This is a genomic window from Streptomyces xiaopingdaonensis (assembly GCF_000262345.1).
Lineage (GTDB): Bacteria > Actinomycetota > Actinomycetes > Streptomycetales > Streptomycetaceae > Streptomyces > Streptomyces xiaopingdaonensis.
Window position 1 is genome coordinate 1 of record NZ_AJTQ01000111.1, and the last position, 22,310, is coordinate 22,310.

At 72.4% G+C, this 22,310-nt stretch carries 24 protein-coding genes and 2 pseudogenes; 12 read left to right on the forward strand and 14 right to left on the reverse strand.

Features of this window, described 5'->3' with window-relative positions; all coding sequences use genetic code 11:
• Nucleotides 1-221: LysR family transcriptional regulator (locus UWG_RS29735; protein WP_033196040.1), on the reverse strand; the 221-nt coding region annotated here is incomplete at its 3' end.
• A gap of 135 nt (nucleotides 222-356) precedes the next feature.
• Here UWG_RS29735 and kdgD point away from each other — a divergent pair.
• Together kdgD and UWG_RS0108490 are read left to right on the forward strand one after the other, a co-directional pair.
• Complete coding sequence (gene kdgD / locus UWG_RS0108485) at nucleotides 357-1,310, forward strand: 5-dehydro-4-deoxyglucarate dehydratase (RefSeq protein WP_016906771.1); 954 nt, start codon at nucleotides 357-359, stop codon at nucleotides 1,308-1,310.
• Nucleotides 1,311-1,371: 61 nt separating this feature from the next.
• Complete coding sequence (locus tag UWG_RS0108490; protein WP_029391271.1) at nucleotides 1,372-2,535, forward strand: L-talarate/galactarate dehydratase; 1,164 nt, start codon at nucleotides 1,372-1,374, stop codon at nucleotides 2,533-2,535.
• Nucleotides 2,536-3,209: 674 nt separating this feature from the next.
• On the opposite strand, the gene UWG_RS0108495 is transcribed toward UWG_RS0108490, so the two are convergent.
• A complete protein-coding gene (locus tag UWG_RS0108495; protein WP_193386429.1) occupies nucleotides 3,210-4,232 on the reverse strand; it encodes a questin oxidase family protein in 1,023 nt (340 codons plus the stop codon).
• A gap of 265 nt (nucleotides 4,233-4,497) precedes the next feature.
• Nucleotides 4,498-5,448: pseudogene (locus tag UWG_RS29740) on the reverse strand (IS701 family transposase); the annotation flags it as partial.
• A gap of 270 nt (nucleotides 5,449-5,718) precedes the next feature.
• Here UWG_RS29740 and UWG_RS31685 point away from each other — a divergent pair.
• Nucleotides 5,719-5,898, forward strand: coding sequence for a hypothetical protein (locus UWG_RS31685; RefSeq protein ID WP_016906775.1), 180 nt, complete (start codon nucleotides 5,719-5,721; stop codon nucleotides 5,896-5,898).
• A gap of 283 nt (nucleotides 5,899-6,181) precedes the next feature.
• Here UWG_RS31685 and UWG_RS29750 read toward each other — a convergent pair whose 3' ends face one another.
• The 3 genes from UWG_RS29750 to UWG_RS0108520 form a co-directional block, all read right to left on the reverse strand.
• Nucleotides 6,182-7,354 (reverse strand): pentapeptide repeat-containing protein, encoded by a 1,173-nt coding sequence (locus UWG_RS29750; RefSeq protein WP_162130077.1) that lies wholly within the window; start codon nucleotides 7,352-7,354, stop codon nucleotides 6,182-6,184.
• 377 nt (nucleotides 7,355-7,731) lie between these two features.
• Entirely contained in the window at nucleotides 7,732-8,373 is a 642-nt protein-coding gene (locus UWG_RS0108515; protein ID WP_016906777.1) for a response regulator, read from the reverse strand.
• Entirely contained in the window at nucleotides 8,370-9,608 is a 1,239-nt protein-coding gene (locus tag UWG_RS0108520; RefSeq protein ID WP_016906778.1) for a sensor histidine kinase, read from the reverse strand. The genes UWG_RS0108515 and UWG_RS0108520 overlap by 4 nt, the downstream gene beginning before the upstream one ends.
• 188 nt (nucleotides 9,609-9,796) lie before the next feature.
• Between UWG_RS0108520 and UWG_RS0108525 the strand changes: the two genes are divergently transcribed.
• Nucleotides 9,797-10,582 (forward strand): class I SAM-dependent methyltransferase, encoded by a 786-nt coding sequence (locus UWG_RS0108525; RefSeq protein WP_016906779.1) that lies wholly within the window; start codon nucleotides 9,797-9,799, stop codon nucleotides 10,580-10,582.
• Between the two features lie 183 nt (nucleotides 10,583-10,765).
• Here UWG_RS0108525 and UWG_RS0108530 read toward each other — a convergent pair whose 3' ends face one another.
• Entirely contained in the window at nucleotides 10,766-11,224 is a 459-nt protein-coding gene (locus UWG_RS0108530) for a MerR family transcriptional regulator (protein ID WP_237720032.1), read from the reverse strand.
• 149 nt (nucleotides 11,225-11,373) lie between these two features.
• On the opposite strand from UWG_RS0108530, the gene UWG_RS0108535 reads away from it, so the two are divergent.
• A complete protein-coding gene (locus UWG_RS0108535) occupies nucleotides 11,374-11,931 on the forward strand; it encodes a class I SAM-dependent methyltransferase (RefSeq protein WP_016906781.1) in 558 nt (185 codons plus the stop codon).
• 63 nt (nucleotides 11,932-11,994) lie between these two features.
• Here the strand turns inward: UWG_RS0108535 and UWG_RS0108540 are convergent, their stop codons facing one another.
• Nucleotides 11,995-12,951 (reverse strand): zinc-binding dehydrogenase, encoded by a 957-nt coding sequence (locus UWG_RS0108540; RefSeq protein ID WP_016906782.1) that lies wholly within the window; start codon nucleotides 12,949-12,951, stop codon nucleotides 11,995-11,997.
• A gap of 121 nt (nucleotides 12,952-13,072) precedes the next feature.
• Here UWG_RS0108540 and UWG_RS0108545 point away from each other — a divergent pair, with 121 nt between their 5' ends.
• A complete protein-coding gene (locus UWG_RS0108545) occupies nucleotides 13,073-13,696 on the forward strand; it encodes a TetR/AcrR family transcriptional regulator (RefSeq protein WP_016906783.1) in 624 nt (207 codons plus the stop codon).
• A 214-nt stretch (nucleotides 13,697-13,910) separates the two neighbouring features.
• Here the strand turns inward: UWG_RS0108545 and UWG_RS32050 are convergent, their stop codons facing one another.
• Nucleotides 13,911-14,336 carry a hypothetical protein gene (locus UWG_RS32050; protein WP_016906784.1) on the reverse strand — a complete coding sequence of 142 codons (426 nt, stop codon included), beginning with the start codon at nucleotides 14,334-14,336 and terminating at the stop codon, nucleotides 13,911-13,913.
• Between the two features lie 143 nt (nucleotides 14,337-14,479).
• Here UWG_RS32050 and UWG_RS0108555 point away from each other — a divergent pair, with 143 nt between their 5' ends.
• A complete protein-coding gene (locus UWG_RS0108555; protein ID WP_029391274.1) occupies nucleotides 14,480-14,725 on the forward strand; it encodes a GntR family transcriptional regulator in 246 nt (81 codons plus the stop codon).
• 75 nt (nucleotides 14,726-14,800) lie between these two features.
• Here the strand turns inward: UWG_RS0108555 and UWG_RS0108560 are convergent, their stop codons facing one another.
• Both UWG_RS0108560 and map read right to left on the reverse strand, forming a co-directional pair.
• Nucleotides 14,801-15,496 carry a biliverdin-producing heme oxygenase gene (locus UWG_RS0108560; protein ID WP_016906786.1) on the reverse strand — a complete coding sequence of 232 codons (696 nt, stop codon included), beginning with the start codon at nucleotides 15,494-15,496 and terminating at the stop codon, nucleotides 14,801-14,803.
• Nucleotides 15,497-15,622: 126 nt separating this feature from the next.
• Nucleotides 15,623-16,480 (reverse strand): type I methionyl aminopeptidase, encoded by an 858-nt coding sequence (map, locus tag UWG_RS0108565; RefSeq protein WP_029391275.1) that lies wholly within the window; start codon nucleotides 16,478-16,480, stop codon nucleotides 15,623-15,625.
• A gap of 91 nt (nucleotides 16,481-16,571) precedes the next feature.
• Here map and UWG_RS0108570 point away from each other — a divergent pair, with 91 nt between their 5' ends.
• The gene (locus tag UWG_RS0108570) at nucleotides 16,572-16,823 is read left to right on the forward strand and encodes a hypothetical protein (RefSeq protein ID WP_016906788.1); all 252 of its coding nucleotides are present in this window, start codon (nucleotides 16,572-16,574) and stop codon (nucleotides 16,821-16,823) included.
• A gap of 684 nt (nucleotides 16,824-17,507) precedes the next feature.
• Here the strand turns inward: UWG_RS0108570 and UWG_RS0108575 are convergent.
• The 3 genes and pseudogenes from UWG_RS0108575 to UWG_RS0108580 all read right to left on the reverse strand — a co-directional run bounded on the left by UWG_RS0108575 (nucleotide 17,508) and on the right by UWG_RS0108580 (nucleotide 19,662).
• Nucleotides 17,508-18,194 (reverse strand): HAD-IA family hydrolase, encoded by a 687-nt coding sequence (locus tag UWG_RS0108575; protein ID WP_016906789.1) that lies wholly within the window; start codon nucleotides 18,192-18,194, stop codon nucleotides 17,508-17,510.
• Between the two features lie 190 nt (nucleotides 18,195-18,384).
• Nucleotides 18,385-18,658 (reverse strand): annotated as a pseudogene (locus UWG_RS33640) (DUF2264 domain-containing protein); the annotation flags it as partial.
• Nucleotides 18,655-19,662 (reverse strand): hydroxyacid dehydrogenase, encoded by a 1,008-nt coding sequence (locus tag UWG_RS0108580; RefSeq protein ID WP_016906790.1) that lies wholly within the window; start codon nucleotides 19,660-19,662, stop codon nucleotides 18,655-18,657. The pseudogene UWG_RS33640 and the gene UWG_RS0108580, both read right to left, overlap by 4 nt.
• Nucleotides 19,663-19,836: 174 nt before the next feature.
• On the opposite strand from UWG_RS0108580, the gene npdG reads away from it, so the two are divergent.
• The 4 genes from npdG to UWG_RS0108600 all read left to right on the forward strand — a co-directional run.
• Nucleotides 19,837-20,559 (forward strand): NADPH-dependent F420 reductase, encoded by a 723-nt coding sequence (gene npdG / locus UWG_RS0108585; protein ID WP_016906791.1) that lies wholly within the window; start codon nucleotides 19,837-19,839, stop codon nucleotides 20,557-20,559.
• 231 nt (nucleotides 20,560-20,790) lie between these two features.
• Nucleotides 20,791-21,174, forward strand: coding sequence for a hypothetical protein (locus UWG_RS0108590; RefSeq protein WP_016906792.1), 384 nt, complete (start codon nucleotides 20,791-20,793; stop codon nucleotides 21,172-21,174).
• Nucleotides 21,171-22,001 carry a hypothetical protein gene (locus UWG_RS0108595; protein ID WP_016906793.1) on the forward strand — a complete coding sequence of 277 codons (831 nt, stop codon included), beginning with the start codon at nucleotides 21,171-21,173 and terminating at the stop codon, nucleotides 21,999-22,001. The genes UWG_RS0108590 and UWG_RS0108595 overlap by 4 nt, the downstream gene beginning before the upstream one ends.
• Before the next feature lie 112 nt (nucleotides 22,002-22,113).
• Nucleotides 22,114-22,310, forward strand: a 197-nt coding sequence (locus UWG_RS0108600) for a roadblock/LC7 domain-containing protein (RefSeq protein ID WP_016906794.1), incomplete at its 3' end; no start/stop codon positions are given.

Sequence of the window (22,310 nt, forward strand, 5' to 3'; positions counted from 1 at the left end):
CGGAGTATGCGGCGCGCCTCGTGGAGGAAGGAGCGGCCGGCAGGGGTGAGGCGCACGGTGCGGTTGGTGCGGTCGAAGAGGCGGACGCGCAGTTCGGACTCGAGCACCTGGATCTGCCGACTCAGCGGCGGCTGCGTCATGTTGAGGCGCTCGGCGGCGCGGCCGAAGTGCAACTCCTCGGCGACGGCCACGAAGTCGGTGAGCTGGGTGAGCGTGAACAATGATGCTCCCCGGGTATCAAAGGATGCCAACTCGGTGTTGGACGTGGATCGTTGGCGATCCTAGCCTCGGAGCAGAAGACGGAGGGGTGCCCGCAGACCTCGGGCCGCCGTCCGACACGGAGGAGTCTGGAAGTCATGCCGCATCACGCACCGCCAGAACCCGAGGAGACGGCAGCAGCGCTCGGTTCCGGGCTGCTCTCCTTCCCCGTCACGCACCTGAGCGAGGACGGCGCCTTCGACGAGCCCGCCTACCGCGCCCACCTCGCCCGCCTCGCCTCCTACGCGCCGGCCGGGCTCTTCGCCGCGGGCGGCACGGGCGAGTTCTTCTCGCTCACCCCCGACGAGGTGGAGCGTGTCGTCGCCGCCGCCGTCGCGGAGACCCCCGCGGGCCTCCCCGTGGTCGCACCCGCCGGATACGGCACCGCCACCGCCGTCGACCTCGCCCGGCGGGCCGAACGCGCGGGCGCGGACGCCGTGCTGCTCTTCCCGCCCTACCTCACCGAGTCGACGCAGGAGGGCCTCGCCGCCCACGTCCGCGCCGTCTGCGAGGCGACGCGGCTCGGCGTCGTCGTCTACAGCAGGGCCAACGCCGTCCTCGAACCCGCGACGGTGGAGCGGCTCGCGCAGGAGTGCCCCAACCTCGTCGGGCTCAAGGACGGTGTGGGGGACGTCGAGTTGATGACCCGCATCTATGCCCGACTCGGCGACCGACTCACCTACGTCGGCGGCCTGCCGACCGCCGAGGTCTTCGCGCTGCCGTACCTCCGCATGGGGCTCACCACCTACTCGTCGGCGTTCTTCAACTTCCTGCCGCGGTACGCGATGGACTTCTACGCGGCCGTGCGGGCCGAGGACACCGCGGAGGTATACCGCCGGCTCAACGAGTTCGTGCTCCCGCTCTGCGACATCCGCCGCCGCAGGGCCGGCTACGCCGTGAGCCTCATCAAGGCGGGCATGCGCGTCGTCGGCCGCCCGGCCGGCCCGGTGCGGCCGCCGCTCACCGAGCTCGACGACGCCGAACTCGCCGCGCTCGCCGACCTCGTGGCCCGCGCCGAACCCGCCGCCGTCGCGGGAAGCCACCGCGACTGACCGAAGGCCGCCCGCCCGGGCGTCCCAGAGGCTTCCGCCGCCAACCGTCAAAGGGGACACCGTGGTTACTGCCAGCGCCTCCGCATTCCGAAGGGCGCAGCCCGCCTCGGACCGCATCCGCTCCATAGCGCTCTCCTCCGTCCTGCTTCCGCTCTCCGTGCCGGTGAGCGACGCGAAAGTGCTCACCGGGCGGCAGCGTCCGATGACCGAGGTCGCGTTCCTCTTCGCGGAGCTCACCACCGAGGAGGGTCACTCCGGCGTCGGCTTCTCCTACTCCAAGAGGGCGGGCGGGCCGGGGCAGTTCGCGCACGCCCGCCAGATCGCGCCCGACCTGCTCGGCGAGGACCCGAACGACATCGACCGGCTGTGGACCAAGCTCGTCTGGGCCGGAGCCTCCGTCGGCCGCAGTGGTCTCGCCACGCAGGCGATCGCCGCCTTCGACGTCGCGCTCTGGGACCTCAAGGCGAAGCGCGCGGACCTGCCGCTCGCCAAGCTCCTCGGCGCGCACCGAGACGCGGTCCGCTGCTACAACACCTCGGGCGGCTTCCTGCACACCCCGCTCGACCAGCTCCTGGAGAACGCCGACCGCTCCCTCGCCGACGGCATCGGCGGCATCAAGATCAAGGTCGGCAACCCCGACCAGCGCGCCGACCTCGCCCGCGTCGCCGCCGTCCGCGAGCACCTCGGCGACGACGTGCCGCTGATGGTCGACGCCAACCAGCAGTGGGACAGGCCGACGGCGACGCGCATGGGCCGCCGTCTCGAGGAGAGTCGACTCGTCTGGATCGAGGAGCCGTTGGACGCCTACGACGCACAGGGCCACGCGGCACTGGCGGCGGCGCTCGACACCCCCGTGGCGACGGGCGAGATGCTCGCCAGCGTCGCCGAGCACCGCGAGCTGATCCGCGCGGGCGCCGCCGACGTCATCCAACCCGACGCCCCGCGCATCGGCGGCATCACACGGTTCCTCAAGCTCGCCGCCCTCGCCGAGGACGCCGGTCTCCTGCTCGCTCCGCACTTCGCGATGGAGATCCACCTCCACCTCGCCGCCGCCTACCCGCACGAGCCCTGGGTGGAGCACTTCGACTGGCTCGACCCCCTCTTCAACGAACGCCTGGAGACCCGCGACGGCCGCATGCTCGTCCCCGCACGCCCCGGGCTCGGTATCAGCCTCAGCGAGCAAGCCCGCGCTTGGACGGTGGAGAGCGCGACGTTCGGGGCGTGAGGGGCGCCGCCCGATGTGCGGCTGTGCTCGGTGGGTCAGGGCTCCGTTGCTCGGGGGCCGGGTTCGCATGCGGCCGCGTGTGCCCATGCGTCTCCGGCGCGGTGGACTCGTCGCCGTGCGGGAGTCCCGGTCGCGCGGGGCCGGTTTCGACGCGCATCGTGACTCGTGGGCAAGTGGGTTTCGCGTGAGGGCGGTCGGAGTTCGTGTCCGATCAGGCCGGTCGCTCGGCTCGTGGCCCGTCATGCTGTGCGGGCGTGCGGCTCACTCACCAAGGCCCGGGGTGGCGGGCTCGTTGCGGACCGGTCGCTGCGTGGGCGCGCCGGGCCACCTCCACGCCGCACCGTTCGCCGCAAGGCGGCGCGGTCCGACGCGCCAGGACACCGAGGCGGTGAACCGGACGGTGTGCGGGGGAGGTCGGCTGTGGTCGACCGGTGCTGCTCCGTCGCGCGCATCGGGGCAGGGCGCACGCCGAGGACGACGACGCGGTGAACTCGCGCTCCCGCGGCCCGTGTTCTGCCCTTGCGTCAGTCGGTGGACGCCGGCTCCCTCACGGGCACCGCAGCATGCGGCGAACGAGTCGGTGTCCGGGGCGCCCCGCTCACGCGCCGAGTCGCCCCGTCGGAGATGCGGCGGGGCACCCGACGACACCGATGCGGTCGCGCAGGGGCGGTTCGTCATTCCCGCGGCGTCAGCTCCACCGCGCGCAGCGCCGCGGCGAGCGCCTGGGTGCCGCCGACGTCGAGTGCGGTGTCGGCGAACTTGATGACGTGTTCGTCGCCGTGGTCCCGCGCCAGCGCGAAGACCTCCGCCGGCTCGACGGTGCCGGGTGAGGGATACGGTGCCGCCGCGGGGGGCGCGTACATCGCCTGCACGGCTGCCGAGGCCGCCCACGCGGCGCGGAGGCTCGGCAGCCACAGCGGGCGGGGGAGGGCGGGCAGGGTGCGGAGCACGGCGTTGGGGGCCGTCGCCGAGTGGACGAGCATCACCGGGCTGCCGTGCCCGTGCGTCGCGTACCGGTGCACGGCGGCGGCCACGAGCTCGCCGAGGCGCCGCCGTGCCTCCTCGGCGTCGTCGACGTCGCTTCCCCAGACGGGCAGGTGCTCGATCTGCGCCAGCCGGTCGAGGTAGCCGCCCGCCTGCTCTCCGATGCGGGGCACCGTGGCCAGCGCCTCCGCAGCGGAGGCGGCGCCCGGAGTGGGGGCAGGGTCGCCGAGCGGGAGGTGCCGTGCCGCCCAGTAGCCGAGCGCGTGCGCCAACTCGGCCTGACGCGGAGCGCTTTGCGGCTGGGTGAGGAGCGAGCGTACGGCGTGCCCGACCCGGATCACCGTGTGCGTGGCCGCGCCGGCGAGCCCGTCCAACAGCCTCGGCCACCAGAGCGCGAGCACGTCGCGCCAGGGCTGCTCGGCGAGCCGGTGCGCGAAGTACTCCGTCCAGTCGGCGATCCGGCGCGGATCGCCCAGCGCCTCTTGCCAGTTGTCGTCGGTGACGGGTTCGTGGAGTGCGGGGAACTCCTCCAGCTTGTCCCGGTAGTCGTCGAGCCACCGGTGAATCGTGCCGCCGTGGCCGCGCTCGGCGAGCGACTCAACGGCCATCGGGGCGTGGTTGCTGAGCCAGTTGTCGCGCTCGGGCCCCGAGAGGTGGATGCGCTCCAGCGCCTCGTCCAACGGGCCTTCGTCCAGGGGTTGTTGAATCTCCATGTCCGGGACGGTACGTCCGCACGGGGCGGTTGGGATCGGTCCGCCGTCCCGGCCCCGCGGCCGTGCGGTTCGGGGCTTCGGACCTAGTACTCCAGCAGGATTTCGCTGTCTGACCTGTGGGTTTGGCTGAGCGGCCGGAGTGTAGCGGGCCGGGACATGGCCAGGGGCGGCCTCATGGAGGCCGCCCCCTCGAACGTGCGACAACGCCGCAGGTAATGACAGCGACGAGCGACTGCCTGGCGTCGTCGGCGCCAATTCGACCAGTTCACCGCGTGGTGTCTGCCTCGGCGTACGCGCAGGTGCGGGGGCCGGGGACGACAAGCTGCCAGGAGTCGCCGAACCTCCGCCACTGTGAGCGCGACGGTCCCTGCTCTCTCACCGGTTTCGCCCCCTTTTCGGCGGCTTGATGGGCCGTGACCGCCAGGAAGGCGTGGGCGAGCATGGCCAGGGTGATATGCCGATACCAGCCCACGTAACGGCGGACTTCGTACTGGTCCAGCCCGCACTCGTTCTTCGCTGCCTGGAAACACTCCTCAATCGCCCAGCGCGAACCGGCGATCCGCACCAACTCTGGGACGGTGATCTCCAAGGGGGTGTAGGCAAGGTAGTAGGCGATCTCGTCCGGGCGGGAGATGCTGCGGCGGGCCAACGCCCACCGCATCCGGTGCGGTACTTCGCCCTGGTAGTCGAACTCGGCAACGGCCGGCAGCCGCACTGCCGCCCAGTGGTAGAGGCCCGGTCCCTTCGCGCCGTCGCCGCATGAAATCTCCTCCCACGCCTCGGCCGGGGCTTGCGCGAACAGACCCTCGATGCGGGGACAGCCCACGGTGAACTGGGACTTGGGGACGGCCAGCACGTAGCCGACGCCGGACTGCTCCAGCAGTCGGCGGAAGCGACTTTCCTGGCCGTAGGCGGAACCCGCGGTGACCCAGGTGATGGGTAACGGTGAGACGAGGGTACGGAGCACCATGCGCCGGGCCAGTTCGCCCTTGGTGGCGAACGCCTGGTCGTCGGGGATTTTGGCCGCGCGGCGGCGTTCGCGGTCTTCGGCCCAGGACTTGGGGATATACAACTCCCGGTCCACCAGGGCCCGTCCGCGGCCGGAGGCGTAGGCCGCGAAGACACCGATCTGGCAGTTCTCGGTGCGCCCGGCGGTGCCGGAATATTGGCGCTGGACCCCGGCGGAGGTCGTGCCCTTCTTGATGAAGCCGGTGTCCGGCGGCGAAGCTCCACGCGGCCGAAACAATGGCCGATGGTCACGAAGAGGTCGTCGAGTTCCAGGTCCCACTGCGCGGCAGCACGCTCGGTCATCACGAGGGGACCTTGCCCCGTAGCTGTCATTACCTGCGGCGTTGTCGCACGCTGGGCCTGTACGGGTTGAGTCGAGGTGCACTCCCAAGCACCGGAGACCGTGAACACTCACGCCTGGGACGAGGTCCTCGACCATAGTCTCTACGCACCATATGGGCAGGTCAGAGTGAGTCGTATGGAGCACGGCCCCTACGACCTGCCCATACTCACTCCCCGCGGGGCAGGCCACTACCGTGTCAGAGTCCACGCACGGGGCCGCGATACGGAGCCGGACGGTTTCGTCGAAGAACCGGTGGAGGACTACCTTCTCATCGCATGGCCGCAGCCGCCCGAACCCGACGTCATCCACGCGTAGTCCGACCATTGTGGAGCCTCTTGGCGCGACTCGACGCTGAAATAGGACACCACGAACGCGGACCACGCGTTATCTGGTGTGAACACGCACCGCGACACCGAGCCGGTGCCACTCGCGTGATGATGCCCCACCGCCCGAATGCGGTGGGGCATCATTCTGCTTCTGGACACTTCCATCCTCAGCGTTCCCACTCGGGACTTGGTCGGCACCGTCACAGGTGCCTCGATACGCCCGTTCACCAGCCTCGGCCGAAGCGCCGCCTCGTGGAGCACTGAACCATCACTCAGGTGATTGCCCCGTGCCGGGCCGCGTATTTCCGTTTCGCGTCGGTCAGGTTCGCGTCGCGCAGGTTCGCGTCGGTCAGGTCCGCGTCGCGCAGGTCCGCGTTGAGCAGGTTCGCGTTGCGCAGGTCCGCGTCGCCCAGGTCCGCGTTGCCCAGGTCCGCGTCGCGCAGGTTCGCGTCGCCCAGGTTCGCGTCGCCCAGGTCCGCGTTGAGCAGGTCCGCGTCGCGCAGGTTCGCGTCGCGCAGGTCCGCGTCGCGCAGGCCCGCATCGCTCAGGTCCGCATCGCTCAGGTCCGCGCTGAGCAGGAGCGCGCCGCGCAGGTCCGCATCGCTCAGGCCCGCGTCGCGCAGGTTCGTGCCGCTCAGGTCCGCGTTGCGCAGGTTCCTGTTGTACAGGCCCGTGCCGCGTAGGTTCGCATTGAGCAGGTCCGCGTCGCGCAGGTTCGCGTCGCTCAGGTTCGCGTCGCGTAGGTTCGCGTTGAGCAGGTCCGCGTCGCTCAGGTCTGCGTAGTTCAGGTTCGTGCCGCGCAGGTCCGCGTCGCGCAGGTCCGCGTCGCGCAGGTTCGTGCCGCGCAGGTCCGCGCCAGCCAGGTCCGCGCCGCGCAGGTCCGCGTTGGCTAAATTCGCCTCCTGGAGTTGGGCCACGGCGGTGCTCCGGCGTGGGTCATCCGGGGCGGTGAGGTCGGCGTTGGCGAGTTGGGCGTTCATGAAGTTGAGGGTGAAGCTCCTGTCGTGGCTGGCGTCGCGGGTGACGAGGACAGTGAGGGCGGCCTGGATATCGGCAGGGACTTCGTCGTTCTTCTCGTCACCGTTTGGTGTGTCCTGGCTCTTTCCCCGGCTCCTATCTGCGAACCTAAGCTGCCTCTCTCCAGCGTGGGTGCGGACGTAGGTGTTGAGGACGTTGGCGATGGTGGGGTGGTCGCGTGGGGAGTCCTGCATGATGCGCTCCAGCGCGTAGACACCGCCCAGCCGCACATCCACTTTCTTGTCGCCGAGGTTCTCCACCGCAGCGGTGTAGCGGTCGGTGATCTGCGCTTCCTTGGCCAGCATCCGCTCTGCCCGCGACTGTTGGTTGGCCTGCTGGGTCTGTACCGCGGTGTACCACAGCCCTCCGACCGCGACGAGGGACGCAAGCACCACCGATCCCAGCTCAATCCTCCGCGCCCAGTCCAAACGCCCAGGCGACTGAGGCCCATTACGGCCGCTTCGGCGTTGTGGCCGACCCCTGCGAGTACGCGGGCTGGTTCGGGGACGGGAGGCGCGGCGGGTGGTGAGGCGCGTTCGGAGAGAGCGGGAAGGGGCAGATGGCATACCGGTATTCGACCGCACCAACAGGCCGGACGCAGGGCTTACTCGAAGATGAAGGCGGGAAAGACATCTGCCACTCGGATCGAGCGCTGCTGGGCGCACGCGGCGCCAGAGCATGAGACGCAACTACCGGTGAACATCGCCCGATCCAGCGGGGCGACCGCCGCCCTCGTCTGATCCTCCCCCGCAGGCAGGACACTAGGGCGTTTCGTTCGGATCACCGTGCGGATGGCGTTGTCCCTTCACGGCAGCAGCCGGTGGCGGGCCGCCGCGGACACCGCGCCCGCCCGGGTGCGTACGTCCAGCTTGGCGTAGATCCGTCCGAGGTGCGTCTTGACCGTGGCCTCGCTGAGGAACAGGGACCGGGCGATCTCCCGGTTGCCTAGGCCCTCGGCGAGCCGGCCGAGGATGTCGCGCTCCCGGGCGGTGAGGGCGGGCCCGGGGGCGCGCAGGCGGGAGACCACCTGATCGGCGATCGATCCCGACAGTACGGCGCGTCCGGCGGCGGCGTCCCGGATCGCGGCGAAGAGCCGGTCCGGGGGCTCGGCCTTGAGCAGGTACCCGGTGGCGCCCGCGGCGACGGCGCGAGCGATGTCGGCGTCGGTGTCGAACATGGTGAGGACGAGCACCCGGGGTGGCGTTCCGCCGGCCGAGAGCAGTCGGTGGGTGGCGGTCACGCCGTCCATGTCGGTGCCCAACTGGAGGTCCATGAGCACCACGTCGGGGTGGAGCGCCGCGGCCATGTCGAGGGCCTCCGAGCCGCTGCCGGCCTCGCCGACGACGTCGATGCCCTCGGTGCTGGAGAGCAGGGCGCGCAACCCGGCGCGGACGACGGCGTGGTCGTCGCAGAGCAGTACCCGGACGGCCGGGGAGGCAGAGGTCATGACGTCTCCGGTCCGGGGTTCTCGGCGCTCGGCACGGAGATCGTCACCACGGTCCCTTCCTCGGGCGCCGACTCGACGGTGAGCTCCCCGCCCGCCTGCCGGGCCCGCATCCGCATCGCCGGGAGCCCCTGGCCGCGGTGGCCGGAGGACCTGCCGCGGGGCGGCTGCCGTCGCAGGTCGAAGCCGCGTCCGTCGTCGGCGATGTCGACGGTGACCCGGTCCTCGTCCTCGAGACAGGTCAGGGTGACCACCACGCGGTCCGCCTCCGCGTGCTCCCGCGCGTTGGCCAGCGCCTGCTGGGTGACGCGCAGCAGCGTCGCCTCGACAGGCCCCGGCAGCGGACCGGGGGAGCCGGGGACGGCGTCCAGGCGGAACTCGACGGCGGGGCCCGCTGCGCCGTCCGGTTCGGCGAGGCCGCGGAGCGCCTGCACGAGGGAGCCCTCGGCGAGGTCGAGCGGGGAGAGGTCCCGGACGAACCGGCGGACCTCGGCGAGCGCGCGCTCCGAGGCCGCGGCGGCGGCCTCGACGTGCGCGTGCGCGGTGTCCGGCGCGGTGCGCCAGTGGCGCTGCGCGGCCCGGAGGAGCATCTGCTGGCTGGAGAGGCTCTGCGCGAGGATGTCGTGGATCTCCGCCGAGAGCCGCTGGCGCTCGGCGAGGATGCCTGCGTGCCGTTCGGTGGCGGCGAGTTCGCCGCGGGCGCGCACCAAGTCGTCGATGAGCAGGCGTTGTCGGGTGGTCTGCCGCCGGCTGTGGACGAGGACGGCCGTGGCGACGGTGCCGAGCGCCACGGGGGCGATCACCAGGTTCGGATTGAACTCGCCCGTGGAGACGCGCACTTCGGATACGACCACGAGGGCGACGAGCGCGGCGGCGAGCGGCACCGCGAGGCGCACCGGCAGCCGGTGGAGCCCGGTGAAGAGCAGCGGCATGGTGCACCAGGTGGCACTGGGTTCCAGGGCGAGCAGCACCAGCCAGAGCCCGAGCACGGCGCCGAGCCAGACCAGGTGGCGCACCGAGGGGCGCTCGCCGTGCCGTGGCCCGGGGGCACGCAGCCGTCCGAACAGGTAGAGGGCCCCGAAGGCGAGGAAGAGGGCGAGGACCCATGCGGTACGGAAGCCGCCGGCGGGGCCGTGGGTCAACAGGCGGGTGACGGCACCGCCGAGCAGCAGCAGGAAAGCGGCGTGCAGAGCGGCGGTCAGCCAGCGCTCGTCGGGGTCCGTGCCGTCCTGCTCCACCGCGTCCCCACTGCCTCGTACGACCTCGCCTCCCACGTATACAAGCGGGCAGCGCACGGCACATCATCCGATCGGTTGACATCGGCATGGCCCGAGACGGCCCTCCGCGGCAGCCGCACGTCCGACGCGGACGGGCCGCTGCGCCCACGAGACTCCGGGGTGACGCCCCCAAGGAGAAGAGCACCGCCATGCCCAGGAACCTCACGGCCAACCGCGCCTCCCTCGGCCACCGCCTGTCCTACGCGGTGCGCAACCCCGGCCGGGTGCCGCGGCACCTGCGCCGCACCGCCCGCGACGCGTGGCTGCGCTACCGCTCGCCCGACCACGTCGCCTACTACCGCTCGGTGATGCGCTCGGACACCCGCCGCGACGCGGACGCGGCCGTGGGCAGCCGCAGTCGGGAGCGCTGGCTGGCGCTGGGCCGGATGCAGTTCGACTACCTGCTCGGCCACGGACTGCGCCCCGGACACCGTATGTTGGAGATCGGCTGCGGCAACCTGCGGGCGGGCTGGCGGTTCATCGACTACCTGGAGCCCGGCCACTACCACGGCGTCGACATCTCTCCCGACATCCTCTTCGCCGCGCAGGAGACGGTCGGGACGCAGGGTCTCCAGGACCGCCTGCCCATGCTGACGCCGGTGCGCGACCTCACGCTCGCTTTCCTGCCGGAGGGCCGGTTCGACGTGGTGCACGCGCACAGCGTCTTCTCGCACTCGCCGCTGTCGGTGATCGAGGAGTGCTTCGCCCACGTCGGCCGCGTCCTGGCGCCCGGCGGCTGGTTCGACTTCACCTTCGACCGGACGGAGGGCGAGGAACACCACGTACTGCGCGAGGACTTCTACTACCGCACCGAGACGCTCACCGACCTCGCCGCCGAACACGGCCTGGCGGCACGCTTCATGGACGACTGGGAGGCACTCCCGCACGGCCAGTCCAAGATCCGCGTCACGCATGGGGCGGACGGGGAACGGTGACGATGCCCGCGGTGCGGGCGGCCGGTCGGCGACACCTTGGTCGTGCGGTGGCGGGCTCGTGCTCCTTGCCGTCCGCCGGGCCGCAACTGCCGGGCTCACGGCCTTCGTTCGGAGGCGAGCAAGTCAACCGGTGGGCTGTTGACGGAATCGGCCACCGGGCCCGTACCGTAGCCGTGCCCGGTGTCAGTGTGCTCGCGCGTGGCTCTCCTCGGCGGAGAGTCCGCGCTGGTGTCCCTCGACGATCGACCAGAACCTGGGGCACTCCAACTGATCATCGGCCGGACACACGCGGCCGTGCTCCAGCGCGTCGAGGGCCACTTGGATGCGGTGCTGCTGCGCGGCCAACTCGGTCCGCTTGCGATCGACCAGCTCGCGGCGGGACTGCTTCTCGCCCGAGACGAAGTGTTCGATCTCGGCCAACGTGAACCCCACCTCGCGGAAGTACACGATCAAGCCGACGTCCCTGACCGCCGAGGCGGTGTAGCGACGCTGCCCCGCTGCGCGGGCTGCCGGTCGCACCAACCCGAGATCGTCGTAGTAGCGCAAGGTGCTCGCGGGAACCCCGGTTCGCTCGGCCAACTCGCCGATGGAGAACATCCGTGGCACCTGCGGCGAGTCCGAGCCAGGGTCTGTGGCAGCCATTGACTTCGAGTGTACTTGAACCGATGTCCTCGCCGTATGGAGACCAGGGAGAAGGCGCTCAGACGCCTCACCGAGTGGTGGGGCCCGCGCGGGGCACGGCGCAGTTCCATCGTCCGAGCGGAGTCGGTGGGCACGTCGCGGGGTGGATCATGAGCACGCGGCCCTCGAACGCCGCACGCAGCCACCAGGCGGTGCGGCTCCTCGACGTGCAGCCGACCGATCGGGTCGTCGAACTGGGCTGCGGACCGGGCGTCGCGGTGGCGGCCCTCGCCGCTCGAGCGACACAGGGGCTCGTGGTCGGCGTCGACCATTCCGCGGTCATGATCGGACAGGCCCGGCGCCGGAACCATGCCGCGGTCAGAGCCGACCGGGTGCGTCTGCTCCGCACACCTGTCGAGCAACTCTCCCTCGACGAGGGGGTGTTCGACGCGGCGCTCGCCATCAACACGGTCGGCATGTGGCCGGACCCGCCCGTCCGGCTCCGCCATGTCGCCCGGCTCCTACGGCCCGGCGGACGTATCGCGCTCATCGGGCAGCCGCGCCGTCCCGGCGCCGACGCGGCGGACTCCGAAAGCGTCGGACGCACTCTCGCGGACCTGCTCTCCGAAGTCGGAATCGAGCACGTCCGAACCGAAATGCTCGCCCTCGATCCGCCGGCCGCCTGGGTCCTCGGACGGACCCCTCGTGACCTTGCTGAGGGGGACTGACACGTCACGCCGTGCAAGGCGCCGGGAGGCCGACCGTGCCCTTCCCGCCTGAACGGGGCGGAGCTACGGGGTGAGCACGATCCTGCCGAACACCTCCCCGGCGTCCATCTTCCGGTGCGCCTCCGCCGCTCGCTCCAGCGGCAGCAGCTCGTGGACGACGGAGTGCAGCTCGCCGCGGGCCGCCGCCGCGAACTGGGCATCATGCACGGCGTGTTGCTCGGTCCGCGGCACCGTGTCGAGGCTGAAGGTCGCGAGCGACAGCGACTTGCGGAACGCCTTGCTCAGCTCCGTGCCGAACTCCGCCGGAAGCTCGCCGCCGACGACGCCGACCGCCACCAGGCGTCCGTTCGGCCTGAGGCGCCTGAAGAAGGAGGGCATCCCGGGGCCGGCCACGACATCGACGACGACGTCGTAGCCGTCGGGCTCTTCCCCCTCGCCCGACCTGTCCAGTACGTGCGTGGCGCCGAGCCCGCGCAGGCGCTCGCCGCGCTCGGCCGAGGACGTCGTCACCGCCACGGCGCCGGCGCCGCCACCGGCCGCGAGCTGGACGGCCAGCACCCCGATGCCGCCCGCCGCACCGCGCACCAGCACCGCCTCGCCCGGCGCGAAGTGCGCGTGTGCGAGGGCGAAATGGGCCACCACGCCGGAGCCCCCGAGCGTCACCGCGTCGGCGGCGGAGAGCCCGGCGGGGAGCGGGACCACCTGCTCGGCGGGGACGGCCGCCTCCTCGACGTAGCCGCCTCCCAACCCGGTGAACGCCCAGACGTGCTTCCCGGTCCAGGAGGCGTCCACACCCTCGCCGACACCGGTCACGGTGCCTGCCACCTCGCTGCCGGGGACGTGGCCCTTTTCGAAGCCGTACGTGGAGAGGCCCCGGCGCCGGACCACGGCGTCGACACCGCCGACGCCGATCGCCTCCGGCGCGAGCAGCACTTCGCCTTTGCCGGGGACGGGCCGTGGCAGGTCGACGACTGCCAGACCGTCGGGATCTCCGAATTCCTGGAGGGATACCGCCTTCATGTCGTCTCCTCGGGCCGATCGCACCTGAACGTCGAGGCGTGCAGGGGTGGTTGGGCAGGTACCCGGGGACGCTAGTGGACGCCGGCGTCCACTTGGCTAAAGTGAGAGAGTGCCGCACCGTTTGCCTCACTCACTGCGCTCCGACGCCCTGGACAACCGCGAGCGCCTCCTCGACGCGGCCCGCGCGCTCTTCGCCGAAGAGGGCCTCGACGTGCCGATGCGGAAGGTCGCCCGCAGCGCAGGGGTCGGGCCCGCCACGCTCTACCGCCGCTTCCCGACCAAACAGGCGCTCGTCACCGAGGCGTTCGGCGCACGGATGCGCGCGTGCAACGCCATCGTCGAGGAGGGGCTCGAAGACCCCGACCCGTGGCACGGCTTCCGCCTCGTGGTCGAGAACCTCTGCGAGGTGCACGCCCGCGACCGGGGCTTCACCGAAGCCCTCATGAGGACGTTCCCCGACGCGGCCGACTTCGCCGCCGACCGCGCACAGGCGTTGGCCTCGCTCGCGCGACTGGTCGCCCGCGCCAAGGAGTCCGGCCGACTGCGCCGCGACCTCGCCGTGGACGACGTGGTCCTGACGCTCATGGCCAACAGGGGCATCCACGCCCCGTCGGCGGCAGCCCGCATCGCCGCGTCCCGGCGCTTCGCGGCGTTTATGCTTGAAGCTTTCCGGGCGTCCCCCACACACTCTCCGCTACCGCCGCCGGCCCGGCTGACGGCCGGAGCACCGCGCACGCAGGGGTGACCGCCTCTTCAGCGAGCCCGCCTGTACCGCGCACGGCACCGCAACTCCACTCCGCAGGCGGCGACTTGACCCTGCGCCCCCTCAACCGCTCGGCGCCCGGCTCAGATCCACGACGCAGAAGACATTGCCGTCCGGGTCGCTCTTCACCGCCTTCTGAGAACACAAGTACGCCCCCGTCGCAGTGAAGTGGCGGGGGCTACTTGTGTGGGTGCGCCTACCCTTCGAAGCCCAGGCGCTCACCGCGCATCGCTGCGACCTCAAGCACATCGTCAAGGCACTCTGCCAAACGCTGCATCACGTACCGCGCTTCGTCGTCGCTCAGTACCTCGCTGCCCGACAGCATCTCGCGGGAAAGCTCCAAAACGGCGGACGCGTTATCGGTCATCTGGCTTTCGACGCTGTCCGCCACCAGCGCGAGAAGGCTGTTCGGGTCGTCGGTGCTGAGGAACGCAGGGTTTCCGGTCGCCGATGTCCACGGCAGGCGGCGGAGCTGCGCGGGTGCCGCTGTCCACCCTTGGCCGAGCCCGTTGCGGTGGTCGCCACCGTTCCCGGACTCACGCACGCACGGGATGCTGTTGCTGCCGATGTGGGGGCCACCCTCGAACCCTTTACGCTGTGCGCCGCAGGTAGACTCGTTCATGTCACTTGCTCCTTTACCGCAGTGGCCACGCCCCCGGACAGTTCGCCGCTGTTGCGGGGGTCTTCGTGTGTGTACCAGCGAAGCGCGGATGACCGTGGTTATCTACGGATGCACGGATGACCACGGACACTCACGCTGAGCTTATGGAGCTTGACCACACACGTCCGCTGTGGCGTCAGATCGCAGCGGAGATCATCCGGCGGATTGAGGACGGGACCTATCCGCTGGGCAGCCGTGTGCCTTCGACGCTGGAGATTGCGCAAGAGTTCGGGGTCGTGAACGCCACGGCAGCAAAGGCCATGCGCCACGTGCGCGAAGCTGGCTACACGCGCGGTGAGGTCGGGCTCGGAACCTTCGTCGCTGACCCGCTGCCACCCTCGGAGGGGTAACAGCGCAGGTCAGGAGCGCGCTACAGCAGAACCGCTAGTTCGAGCATGCGCCGATGCTAGGACGGACCGGGCACGTCAGCCGGCTTGCGGCGGCGCCACGGGGCAGTCGAACTCGCGGCCCAGCGCGTCGAAGAGGGTGCTGTTGAGGGCGTAGGCGCGGCGGCACTCGGCGGCGATGCGCTGCTTCTCCAGGTCGTCGACGGGGAGGGCGTCGAGGAGTGCGCGGTAGGTGCGCTTGAAGGCCGCCGGGTTGTCGATGGCGTCGAAGACGTAGAAGCGGACCCCGTCCGACTTGTGCGCGAGGCCCCACGTCTTCTCGGCGAGGGAGCGGATGACCTGGCCGCCCGAGAGGTCGCCGAGGTAGCGGGTGTAGTGGTGGGCGACGTAGCCGCCGGGCCACTCGCGGGCGACCCCGGCGATGCGGGCTGCGTAGGCGGAGGTCGCGGGGAGCGGCGCGAGCGCGCCGAGGTGCTCGGCGCCGCCGAGCAGGTGGGCGAGGTCGCGTTCGAGGGCGGGGAGGCGCAGGAGTTCGTCGCGGAGGAAGGGGCCGGCCACCGGGTCGTCCCGCAGGGCGGGCACGGCCTCCTCCAACGCGCGGTAGACGAACCACAGTTGCCCGGTGTACCGGGTGAAGGCGTCGAGGCCGAGGCGACCGCCGAGCAGGTCCGCCATGAAGGGGGAACTCTGCACCGTGCCGTGCTGCTGCCGCGTCTCGCTGCGGACGAGGTCGGAGAACGGGGACGGGGGAACGACGTGCTCGGTCGCGGCCAACGGAACCTCCGGGGCGAGGAGCGCGGCGGCACGGGCCGCCCGTGGATCTGCATCCTCCTGTGGAGGCGCGGCCGCCGTCAACGGGTTCCCGACAGACGGTCGGGAAACCCGTCGCGCACGCCGGCCTCACGCCACCGTGAGCACCTCGGCGCCGGAGTCGGTCACCACCAGCGTGTGCTCGAACTGCGCGGTGTTCCTGCGGTCCTTGGTGACGACCGTCCAGCCGTCGTCCCACATCTCCCACTCGTGGGTGCCGAGGGTGAGCATCGGCTCGATGGTGAAGGTCATGCCCGGCTCGATGACGGTGTCGGCGCGCGGATCGTCGTAGTGCGGGATGACGAGGCCCGAGTGGAACGAGGTGTTGATGCCGTGCCCGGTGAAGTCGCGGACGACGCCGTAGCCGAAGCGCTTGGCGTACGACTCGATGACCCGGCCGATGACGTTGATCCGCCGCCCCGGCTTCACCGCCTTGATGGCGCGGTTGAGCGACTCGCGGGTCCGCTCGACGAGCAGCCGCGACTCCTCGTCGACGTCGCCGCAGAGGTAGGTGGCGTTGGTGTCGCCGTGCACGCCGCCGATGAAGGCGGTGACGTCGAGGTTGACGATGTCCCCCTCGCCGATGACCGTCGAGTCCGGGATGCCGTGGCAGATCACCTCGTTGAGGGAGGTGCACAGCGACTTGGGGAAGTGGCGGTAGCCGAGCGTCGACGGGTAGGCGCCGTGGTCGCACATGTAGGTGTGCGCCACCTCGTCGAGCCGGTCGGTGGGGACGCCTGGGGCGATGTGCTTCGCCGCCTCCTCCATGGCGCGGGCCGCGATGCCGCCGGCGATCCGCATCCGCTCGACGGTCTCGGAGTCCTGCACGGCGGGCCCGGTGTACGGCGCGGGCGCGTCCTTGTCGACGTACGCCGGGCGCGGGATGGACGAGGGCACGCTCCGGCGGGGCGAGAGCGTGCCAGGGGCGAGGGGTGACTGTCCGGACATGTCGGCGAGTCTAGGCAGAGCCGCCGCCGCGTGGCACATCCGTGTGGGCGGCCGCTTGGTGCGCCCGGAGGCGGTGCGGGACGATGGCGGTATGGCGCTCTTCTCACGCAGGTCCAAGGGCCGGGGCAAGCCCGGCGAGTGGTACTACTGCCTCGAACACGGCAAGGTCGAGGAGGGCCCCGAGTGCCCGGCGAAGAACCGGCTCGGGCCCTACGCCAGCCGCGAAGAGGCCGGGCACGCACGGGAGATCGCCCAGGAGCGGAACGCCGAGTGGGAGAACGACCCCCGCTGGCACGACGCTCCCGAGGGCGGCCCGGAGGGCGGGGAGGGAACGACGCGGTAGGCGCTACGGCGTGACCCGCATTCCCGGCGGGTCGAAGGACACCGGGGCGCGCATCCCGTCGCCCCAGCGCACCCACCCCCCGGCTCGGAGGGGAGCGCCCCGGTGCCGAGCCGGGCGACGGCGGCGAAGAGGCCGCCGCCGTCCACGGTGCCGGAGAGGACGGGTACCCGCACCCACCGCGTGAACGCGGTACCGGCCGGTGCCCGCACCCACGCGGAACCCGGCGAGGCCACGCAACTCGGAGCGGGCCGGCGGGTGTTCGCCGTCCTCGCCGACCGTCCACCCGGTGAGCCGCACGGCGAACCCTGCCGGGGCCCCGACGACCCGGTGGACGCGCAGCTCCTCGGCGCCGCGCGTACGGCGCCCCCGCGGGGAAGGCGGGCAGGAGACGACCCGGCCCCGCCGAGCGGCCGTATGCGCGCCCGGGGAGCGCGAGTGAGAAGCGGCTGTCGGGGAGGTTTCCCGCCGAAGTGGGTCCCGTGCGGGTCGAGTTCGCCCTCGTGCGGCGGGGGCCGGTGGCTTCCGTGGTGGTGGAGGCGTACGAGCCCGTCGGCTGCGGTCGACTGCACGAGCAGCCCGATGCCGCCGAGCGCCGCGACCCGGTCGCCGCGGCGGGTCCCGAGCAGAACGACCAGAAGCGCCGCAGGAGCGCTCCGAGCCGAAGTGCCTACGTCGAGGACCGTGTCATGGCCGCCCGGCGGAGATGTGGACCGCGGCCACGCCGTCCGGTCCCGACTCGACGCGGATGCCCGTCAGGTCGGCGGTGTGTGCGTCGGGTAGGTGGGCAGCGGCGCGGGGGCCGACGCCGAGGACGCGCATGCCGGCGGCGCGGGCCGCGGCGCAACCGGCGGCGGAATCCTCCAGAACGAGGCAGTCGGCGGGAGCGAGGCCGAGTTCGGCGGCGCCCTTGAGGAAGCCCTCGGGGTCGGGCTTGCCGGCCGAGACGCTCTCGGCAGTGACGTGGATCGCCGGGTAGGGCAGGCCGGCCGCGGCCATCCGTACGGTGGACAGCGGGACGTCGGCGGAGGTGACCAGCGCGTGCGGAACGCGCTGCGCCGCGAGCGCGTCGAGGAGCGCCCGTGCGCCGGGCACCTCGACGACGCCGTCGGTGTCGGCGCGCTCCCATCGCGACATCCGGGCATTGTCGGCGGCGTTGTCGGCGGGGGCCCGCTCCGGCAGCAACTCGGCCATCGTGTCGTGGCTCTGCCGACCGTGGGCGATGCGCAGCACGGTGGCCGGGTCGATGCCCTGCTCGTCGGCCCACCGGCGCCAGCAGCGCTCGACGACGGCGTCGGAGTTGACCAGGGTGCCGTCCATGTCGAGCAGCACGCCGTGGAAGGGGAGGGTCAGGGGCGTTGCCTCGGTTGTCATCGATGGGCTCCTGACGGGACGGCCGACTTTGTTCCGCCACGATACTAAAGGAGGGCGCGGCCGGCGCCGGCCCCGCTTACTGCCCGAGGGGCCACGTTGAGCAGGCCCCGGGGTGCTCTGTCGGCGTCCGTGGCCGACACGTCGTACCGGCCCGGCTCCAGGCGGGCGCCGTACCGGTCGAGCGGTCCCTGCGGGCGCCGGCGGCGAGGCCCTCGGTGTAGCGGGGGAGACGGCCGTCGCGGGTCGGCGCCGGTGCGTGCCCGCGACGCGGAAGGCTGCGGCGAGGAAGGTGCGCGTACCCCTCCGGACCGTCGAGGCGGACGCCGGAGACGGAGGGCGCCGCGAGGGCTCGCCCGGCGCAGCGCCGAGCGGAGGAGGCCGTCGGCGAGCGCCTCCCCGTGCGCCCTCGTCCAGCCGGTGTACGGGCTCGACGCGCGGTCCTCGGCGGGGAGTCGGAGCGTCATGCCCGTACCGCCAGCCCCTCGCGCCCGACGGGGTGTGCGAACCCCTCGCCCGCCGCCCAGCGGGCGACCTCGTCGAGGGCCGCGTCCGCGAGGCGGTGCAGTTCGTTGCCGAGGGAGCCGGCGAGGTGCGGGGTGAGGAGGACATGCTCGCACTCCCAGAGCGGGTGGTCGGGCGGCAGGACCTCGGGCTCGGTGACGTCGAGGACGGCGCGTATCCGCCCGGCGAGGAGCGCTTCGGTGAGGGCCTGCTGGTCCACGACGCCGCCGCGCGCGGTGTTGATCAGCGTGGCGTGCGGTGGCATCGCGGCGAGGAGTTCCGCGTCGACGAGCCCGCGGGTGGCGGGGAGCAGCGGGGCGTGGAGGCTCACCACGTCGCTGGCGGCGAAGAGTCGGGGGAGCGTCGCGAGGCGGGCGCCGAGCGCCGCGGCCTCGTCGGCGTCGACGTACGGGTCGTGGAGGAGCACCTCCATGTCGTGGGCGGCGAGCAGCTCCATCACCCGCCGTCCGACGAGCGAGGCGCTGACGATGCCCACGGTCCTGCGGTAGTTGCCGAGGTGCGGTTCCGGCCGCAGCGGTGTGCGGGAGCGCGCGGCGCGGTACTCGCGGGCCGCCTCGAGCACGCGCTTGTTGGCCTGGAGGATCGCGGCGAGCGTGTACTCGGCGACGGGGAGCGCGTTGGCCGCGGCCGCCGAGGAGACCTCGACGCCGCGCTCCCAGCAGGCCGTCGTGAGGTGGTGCCGCACGGTGCCCGCCGTGTGCACGACGGCGCGCAGCCGCGGTGCAGCGGCGAGCGCGGCCGCGTCGAGCGGGGGGCATCCCCAGCCGGTGACGAGGAGGTCGGCGTCGGCGAGGGCGCGGTGCGCGTGCTCGGTGGTGAAGTCGTCGAGCGGCGGCCCCGGGGCGAGGCGGGTGAGGCGCGCGAGGCGGTCCCGGGCTTCGGGGACGAGCAGGGCTGCGGCGGTGTCGTCGGACATCGCCAGGACGGCGCGGGGTGCCGGGGTCATTTCTCTCCTGGGGCTCGGTGTGCGTACTCCCGGAGTGCTTCCCCTCAACACCCCCGGGAAGACGCCCTGTCGGCGCCCGGCGGAGAGCGTCGAAGGGGGCGGGTGACCGCTCTCACCTGCCTCTCCGCTGCACCGTCCCGCACCGTTCCGGCGCCGGGTGGCAGGATCTCGACCATGACTTCATCCGATTCCCGCGCACAGCAGGCCGACTCCTCCTCGAAGCCCCGCAAGGACCCCTGGGAGCTTCCCGACGTCTCCGGGCTCACCGTCGGCGTGCTCGGCGGCACGGGCGACCAAGGGCGGGGCCTCGCCTACCGGTTGGCCCGGCAGGGGCAGCGGGTCGTTATCGGCTCCCGGTCCGCGGAGCGGGCCGAGGGCGCCGCCGGCGAGCTGGGGCACGGGGTGCGGGGCGTCGACAACGCGGAGTGCGCCCGGCGGAGCGACGTCGTGATCGTGGCCGTCCCCTGGGAGGGGCACGCGGCGACGCTCGAGGGGCTCCGCGAGGAGCTGAGCGGGAAGCTCGTCGTCGACTGCGTCAACCCGCTCGGGTTCGACAAGAAGGGCGCCTACGCGCTCATGCCCGAGGAGGGCAGCGCCGCCGAGCAGGCCGCCGCGCTGCTGCCCGACTCCCGTGTCACCGCCGCCTTCCACCACCTCTCGGCCGTGCTCCTCTCCGACCCCGAGGTGGCGGAGATCGAGACGGACGTGATGGTCCTCGGCGAGGTCCGCGCCGACTGCGAGGTCGTCCAGGCCCTCGCCAACCGCATCCCGGGCATGCGGGGCGTCTTCGCCGGGCGGCTGCGCAACGCGCACCAGGTGGAGTCGCTCGTCGCCAACCTGATCTCGGTCAACCGCCGCTACCGCGCGCACGCCGGCGTCCGGCTCACCGACATCTGACGGTCAACTCCCCGGCGCCGGGCGGCGGATGGTACGCGACACGGCGCGGCGCCGGAGAGAAACCCGTCAACTCCCCTCCGCATGCGCGATTGGCATGTGCCAGACCTCTTTTCTCCCTTACCTTCCGTACCAGGCCCCACACACGCGGCGACGAGCGCCGCACGCTGCCCGTCGTCCGGCGGCGCGGACCCTCCGGGGCGTGCAGGGGAAGCGCGGCGGAAGGGAGCAGCGGTGCCCGGTATCGACGAGATCCTGGCCGAGGCGATGGAGGTACCTGGCGTCCTGGGCGCCGGGCTCACCGACTGGACCAGCGGCCTCTCCCTCGGCTCCGCAGGACGCGCACCCCGCGGCGACCACGACGCCGTCGCCGCCGACACCACCGAGGTCGCCCAAGCCGTCGCGGCCAACACCACGTTCGGCGACGCGGCCGGCGGACACCCCGGGACGGAGGACGTCATCATCACGGCCGCGGGCGGCTACCACCTGCTCCGCTTCGTCGACACCGCCTTCGACAGCCGCACCTGCCTGCACCTCTGGCTCGACCGCGAACAGGCCAACCTCGCCGTCGCCCGGCTCCGCCTCCGCGACCTCGCCGCCGGGCTGGTCGCCGCGTGAGCCCCCGCGCGCTCCCCGCGGCCCGACAGCCCGACGACGAGAGCGGGTTACCCGGCGCCCCGCTCCTCCGGTACGCGACCGAGCGCGCCACCGGAGTCCTGCTCACCCCGCGCGGCCGCTTCTACCTCGACGCGGGTGAGGTCGCTTGCGTCGAGGCGCCCGAGGTCCCCGGGCTCGGGGCGCGCCTCACCGGGCACATACCGAGCGCGCGCTGGCAGGAGGCGGTGCGTGCCGCAGGGGGCCGGGACGTCGGCGCCTTCCTGCTCGCCGAACGCCTCCTCAGCCGCGGCGAGTTGGAGATCTGCCACCTCCAGGCGGTCCTCGACGCGGCGTACTGCGCGCTCCCGCGCCCCCACGAGCGCACCGAGTTCGTCCCCGACGTCGCCCACTGGCTCGGCGACGTCCGCGCGACGTCCGCGCCCGCGCTCCTCGCCGCCGTCGTACGCCGCCGCGCCTGGCTGCGCCGACTCCTCCCGTGGCCCGAGCCGGACACGACGCCCCTGCTACCTCGTGCGCACCCGCCCGCCGCCGCGCCGCGGGACCGCGCCCTGCTGGACGCCGCCGACGGCCGGCGCACCCCGTACCAACTCGCCCACGGCCTGCGGGTGTCCGTCTGCGCCGTCCTCCTCCAGGCGCGGAGCCTCCACGCGGCCGGCCTCCTCGCGCCCGTACGCGGCACGCCCCGGCGGACCGCGCACCCCGCGTCCCCGGGACCGCCGCGCCGCGCCCACCCGCGGCCCCCGCTCCCCGCCGCCGTCCACGAAGCCGCCGACCCCGAGATCTCCCTGCTGCTCCGCCTGCGCAACGCCCTGGAGGAACGACTGTGACCCGGCACCACCCGCCGCCTGCCGACCCCGCGCAGCCATGAGGCAGCAGGGACGTGCCGGCCTCACCGGAGCGCGCAGAAGGCCGCGCAAGAAGAGCACCGAGAGGAAACCCATGACCGTCGAACCGCAGATCGTCGCGGAGCTCCAGGAGCTCAGGGCCGAGGTGCGCCAGCTCCACGGCAGCCTCGTCGCCGGAGCCGACGGGCTCGTCGTCGCGCACGACCTCGCGGACCTCGACCCCGACGGGCTCGCCGCGCTCACCGCCGCGGCCGTCGGCCTGGCGACCCGCCTCACCGACGCGGCGGGCCG

Coding starts and splice junctions, on each gene's coding strand:
- UWG_RS0108525 (WP_016906779.1), top strand. CDS start 9,797: ATGCCCAGGAACCTCACGGCCAACCGCGCCTCCCTCGGCCACCGCCTG.
- UWG_RS0108555 (WP_029391274.1), top strand. CDS start 14,480: ATGGAGCTTGACCACACACGTCCGCTGTGGCGTCAGATCGCAGCGGAG.
- UWG_RS31685 (WP_016906775.1), top strand. CDS start 5,719: ATGGAGCACGGCCCCTACGACCTGCCCATACTCACTCCCCGCGGGGCA.
- UWG_RS0108540 (WP_016906782.1), bottom strand. CDS start 12,951: ATGAAGGCGGTATCCCTCCAGGAATTCGGAGATCCCGACGGTCTGGCA.
- UWG_RS0108495 (WP_193386429.1), bottom strand. CDS start 4,232: ATGGAGATTCAACAACCCCTGGACGAAGGCCCGTTGGACGAGGCGCTG.
- UWG_RS0108530 (WP_237720032.1), bottom strand. CDS start 11,224: ATGGCTGCCACAGACCCTGGCTCGGACTCGCCGCAGGTGCCACGGATG.
- npdG (WP_016906791.1), top strand. CDS start 19,837: ATGACTTCATCCGATTCCCGCGCACAGCAGGCCGACTCCTCCTCGAAG.
- UWG_RS0108535 (WP_016906781.1), top strand. CDS start 11,374: ATGAGCACGCGGCCCTCGAACGCCGCACGCAGCCACCAGGCGGTGCGG.
- UWG_RS32050 (WP_016906784.1), bottom strand. CDS start 14,336: ATGAACGAGTCTACCTGCGGCGCACAGCGTAAAGGGTTCGAGGGTGGC.
- UWG_RS0108575 (WP_016906789.1), bottom strand. CDS start 18,194: ATGACAACCGAGGCAACGCCCCTGACCCTCCCCTTCCACGGCGTGCTG.
- UWG_RS0108515 (WP_016906777.1), bottom strand. CDS start 8,373: ATGACCTCTGCCTCCCCGGCCGTCCGGGTACTGCTCTGCGACGACCAC.
- UWG_RS0108580 (WP_016906790.1), bottom strand. CDS start 19,662: ATGACCCCGGCACCCCGCGCCGTCCTGGCGATGTCCGACGACACCGCC.
- kdgD (WP_016906771.1), top strand. CDS start 357: ATGCCGCATCACGCACCGCCAGAACCCGAGGAGACGGCAGCAGCGCTC.
- UWG_RS0108570 (WP_016906788.1), top strand. CDS start 16,572: ATGGCGCTCTTCTCACGCAGGTCCAAGGGCCGGGGCAAGCCCGGCGAG.
- map (WP_029391275.1), bottom strand. CDS start 16,480: ATGTCCGGACAGTCACCCCTCGCCCCTGGCACGCTCTCGCCCCGCCGG.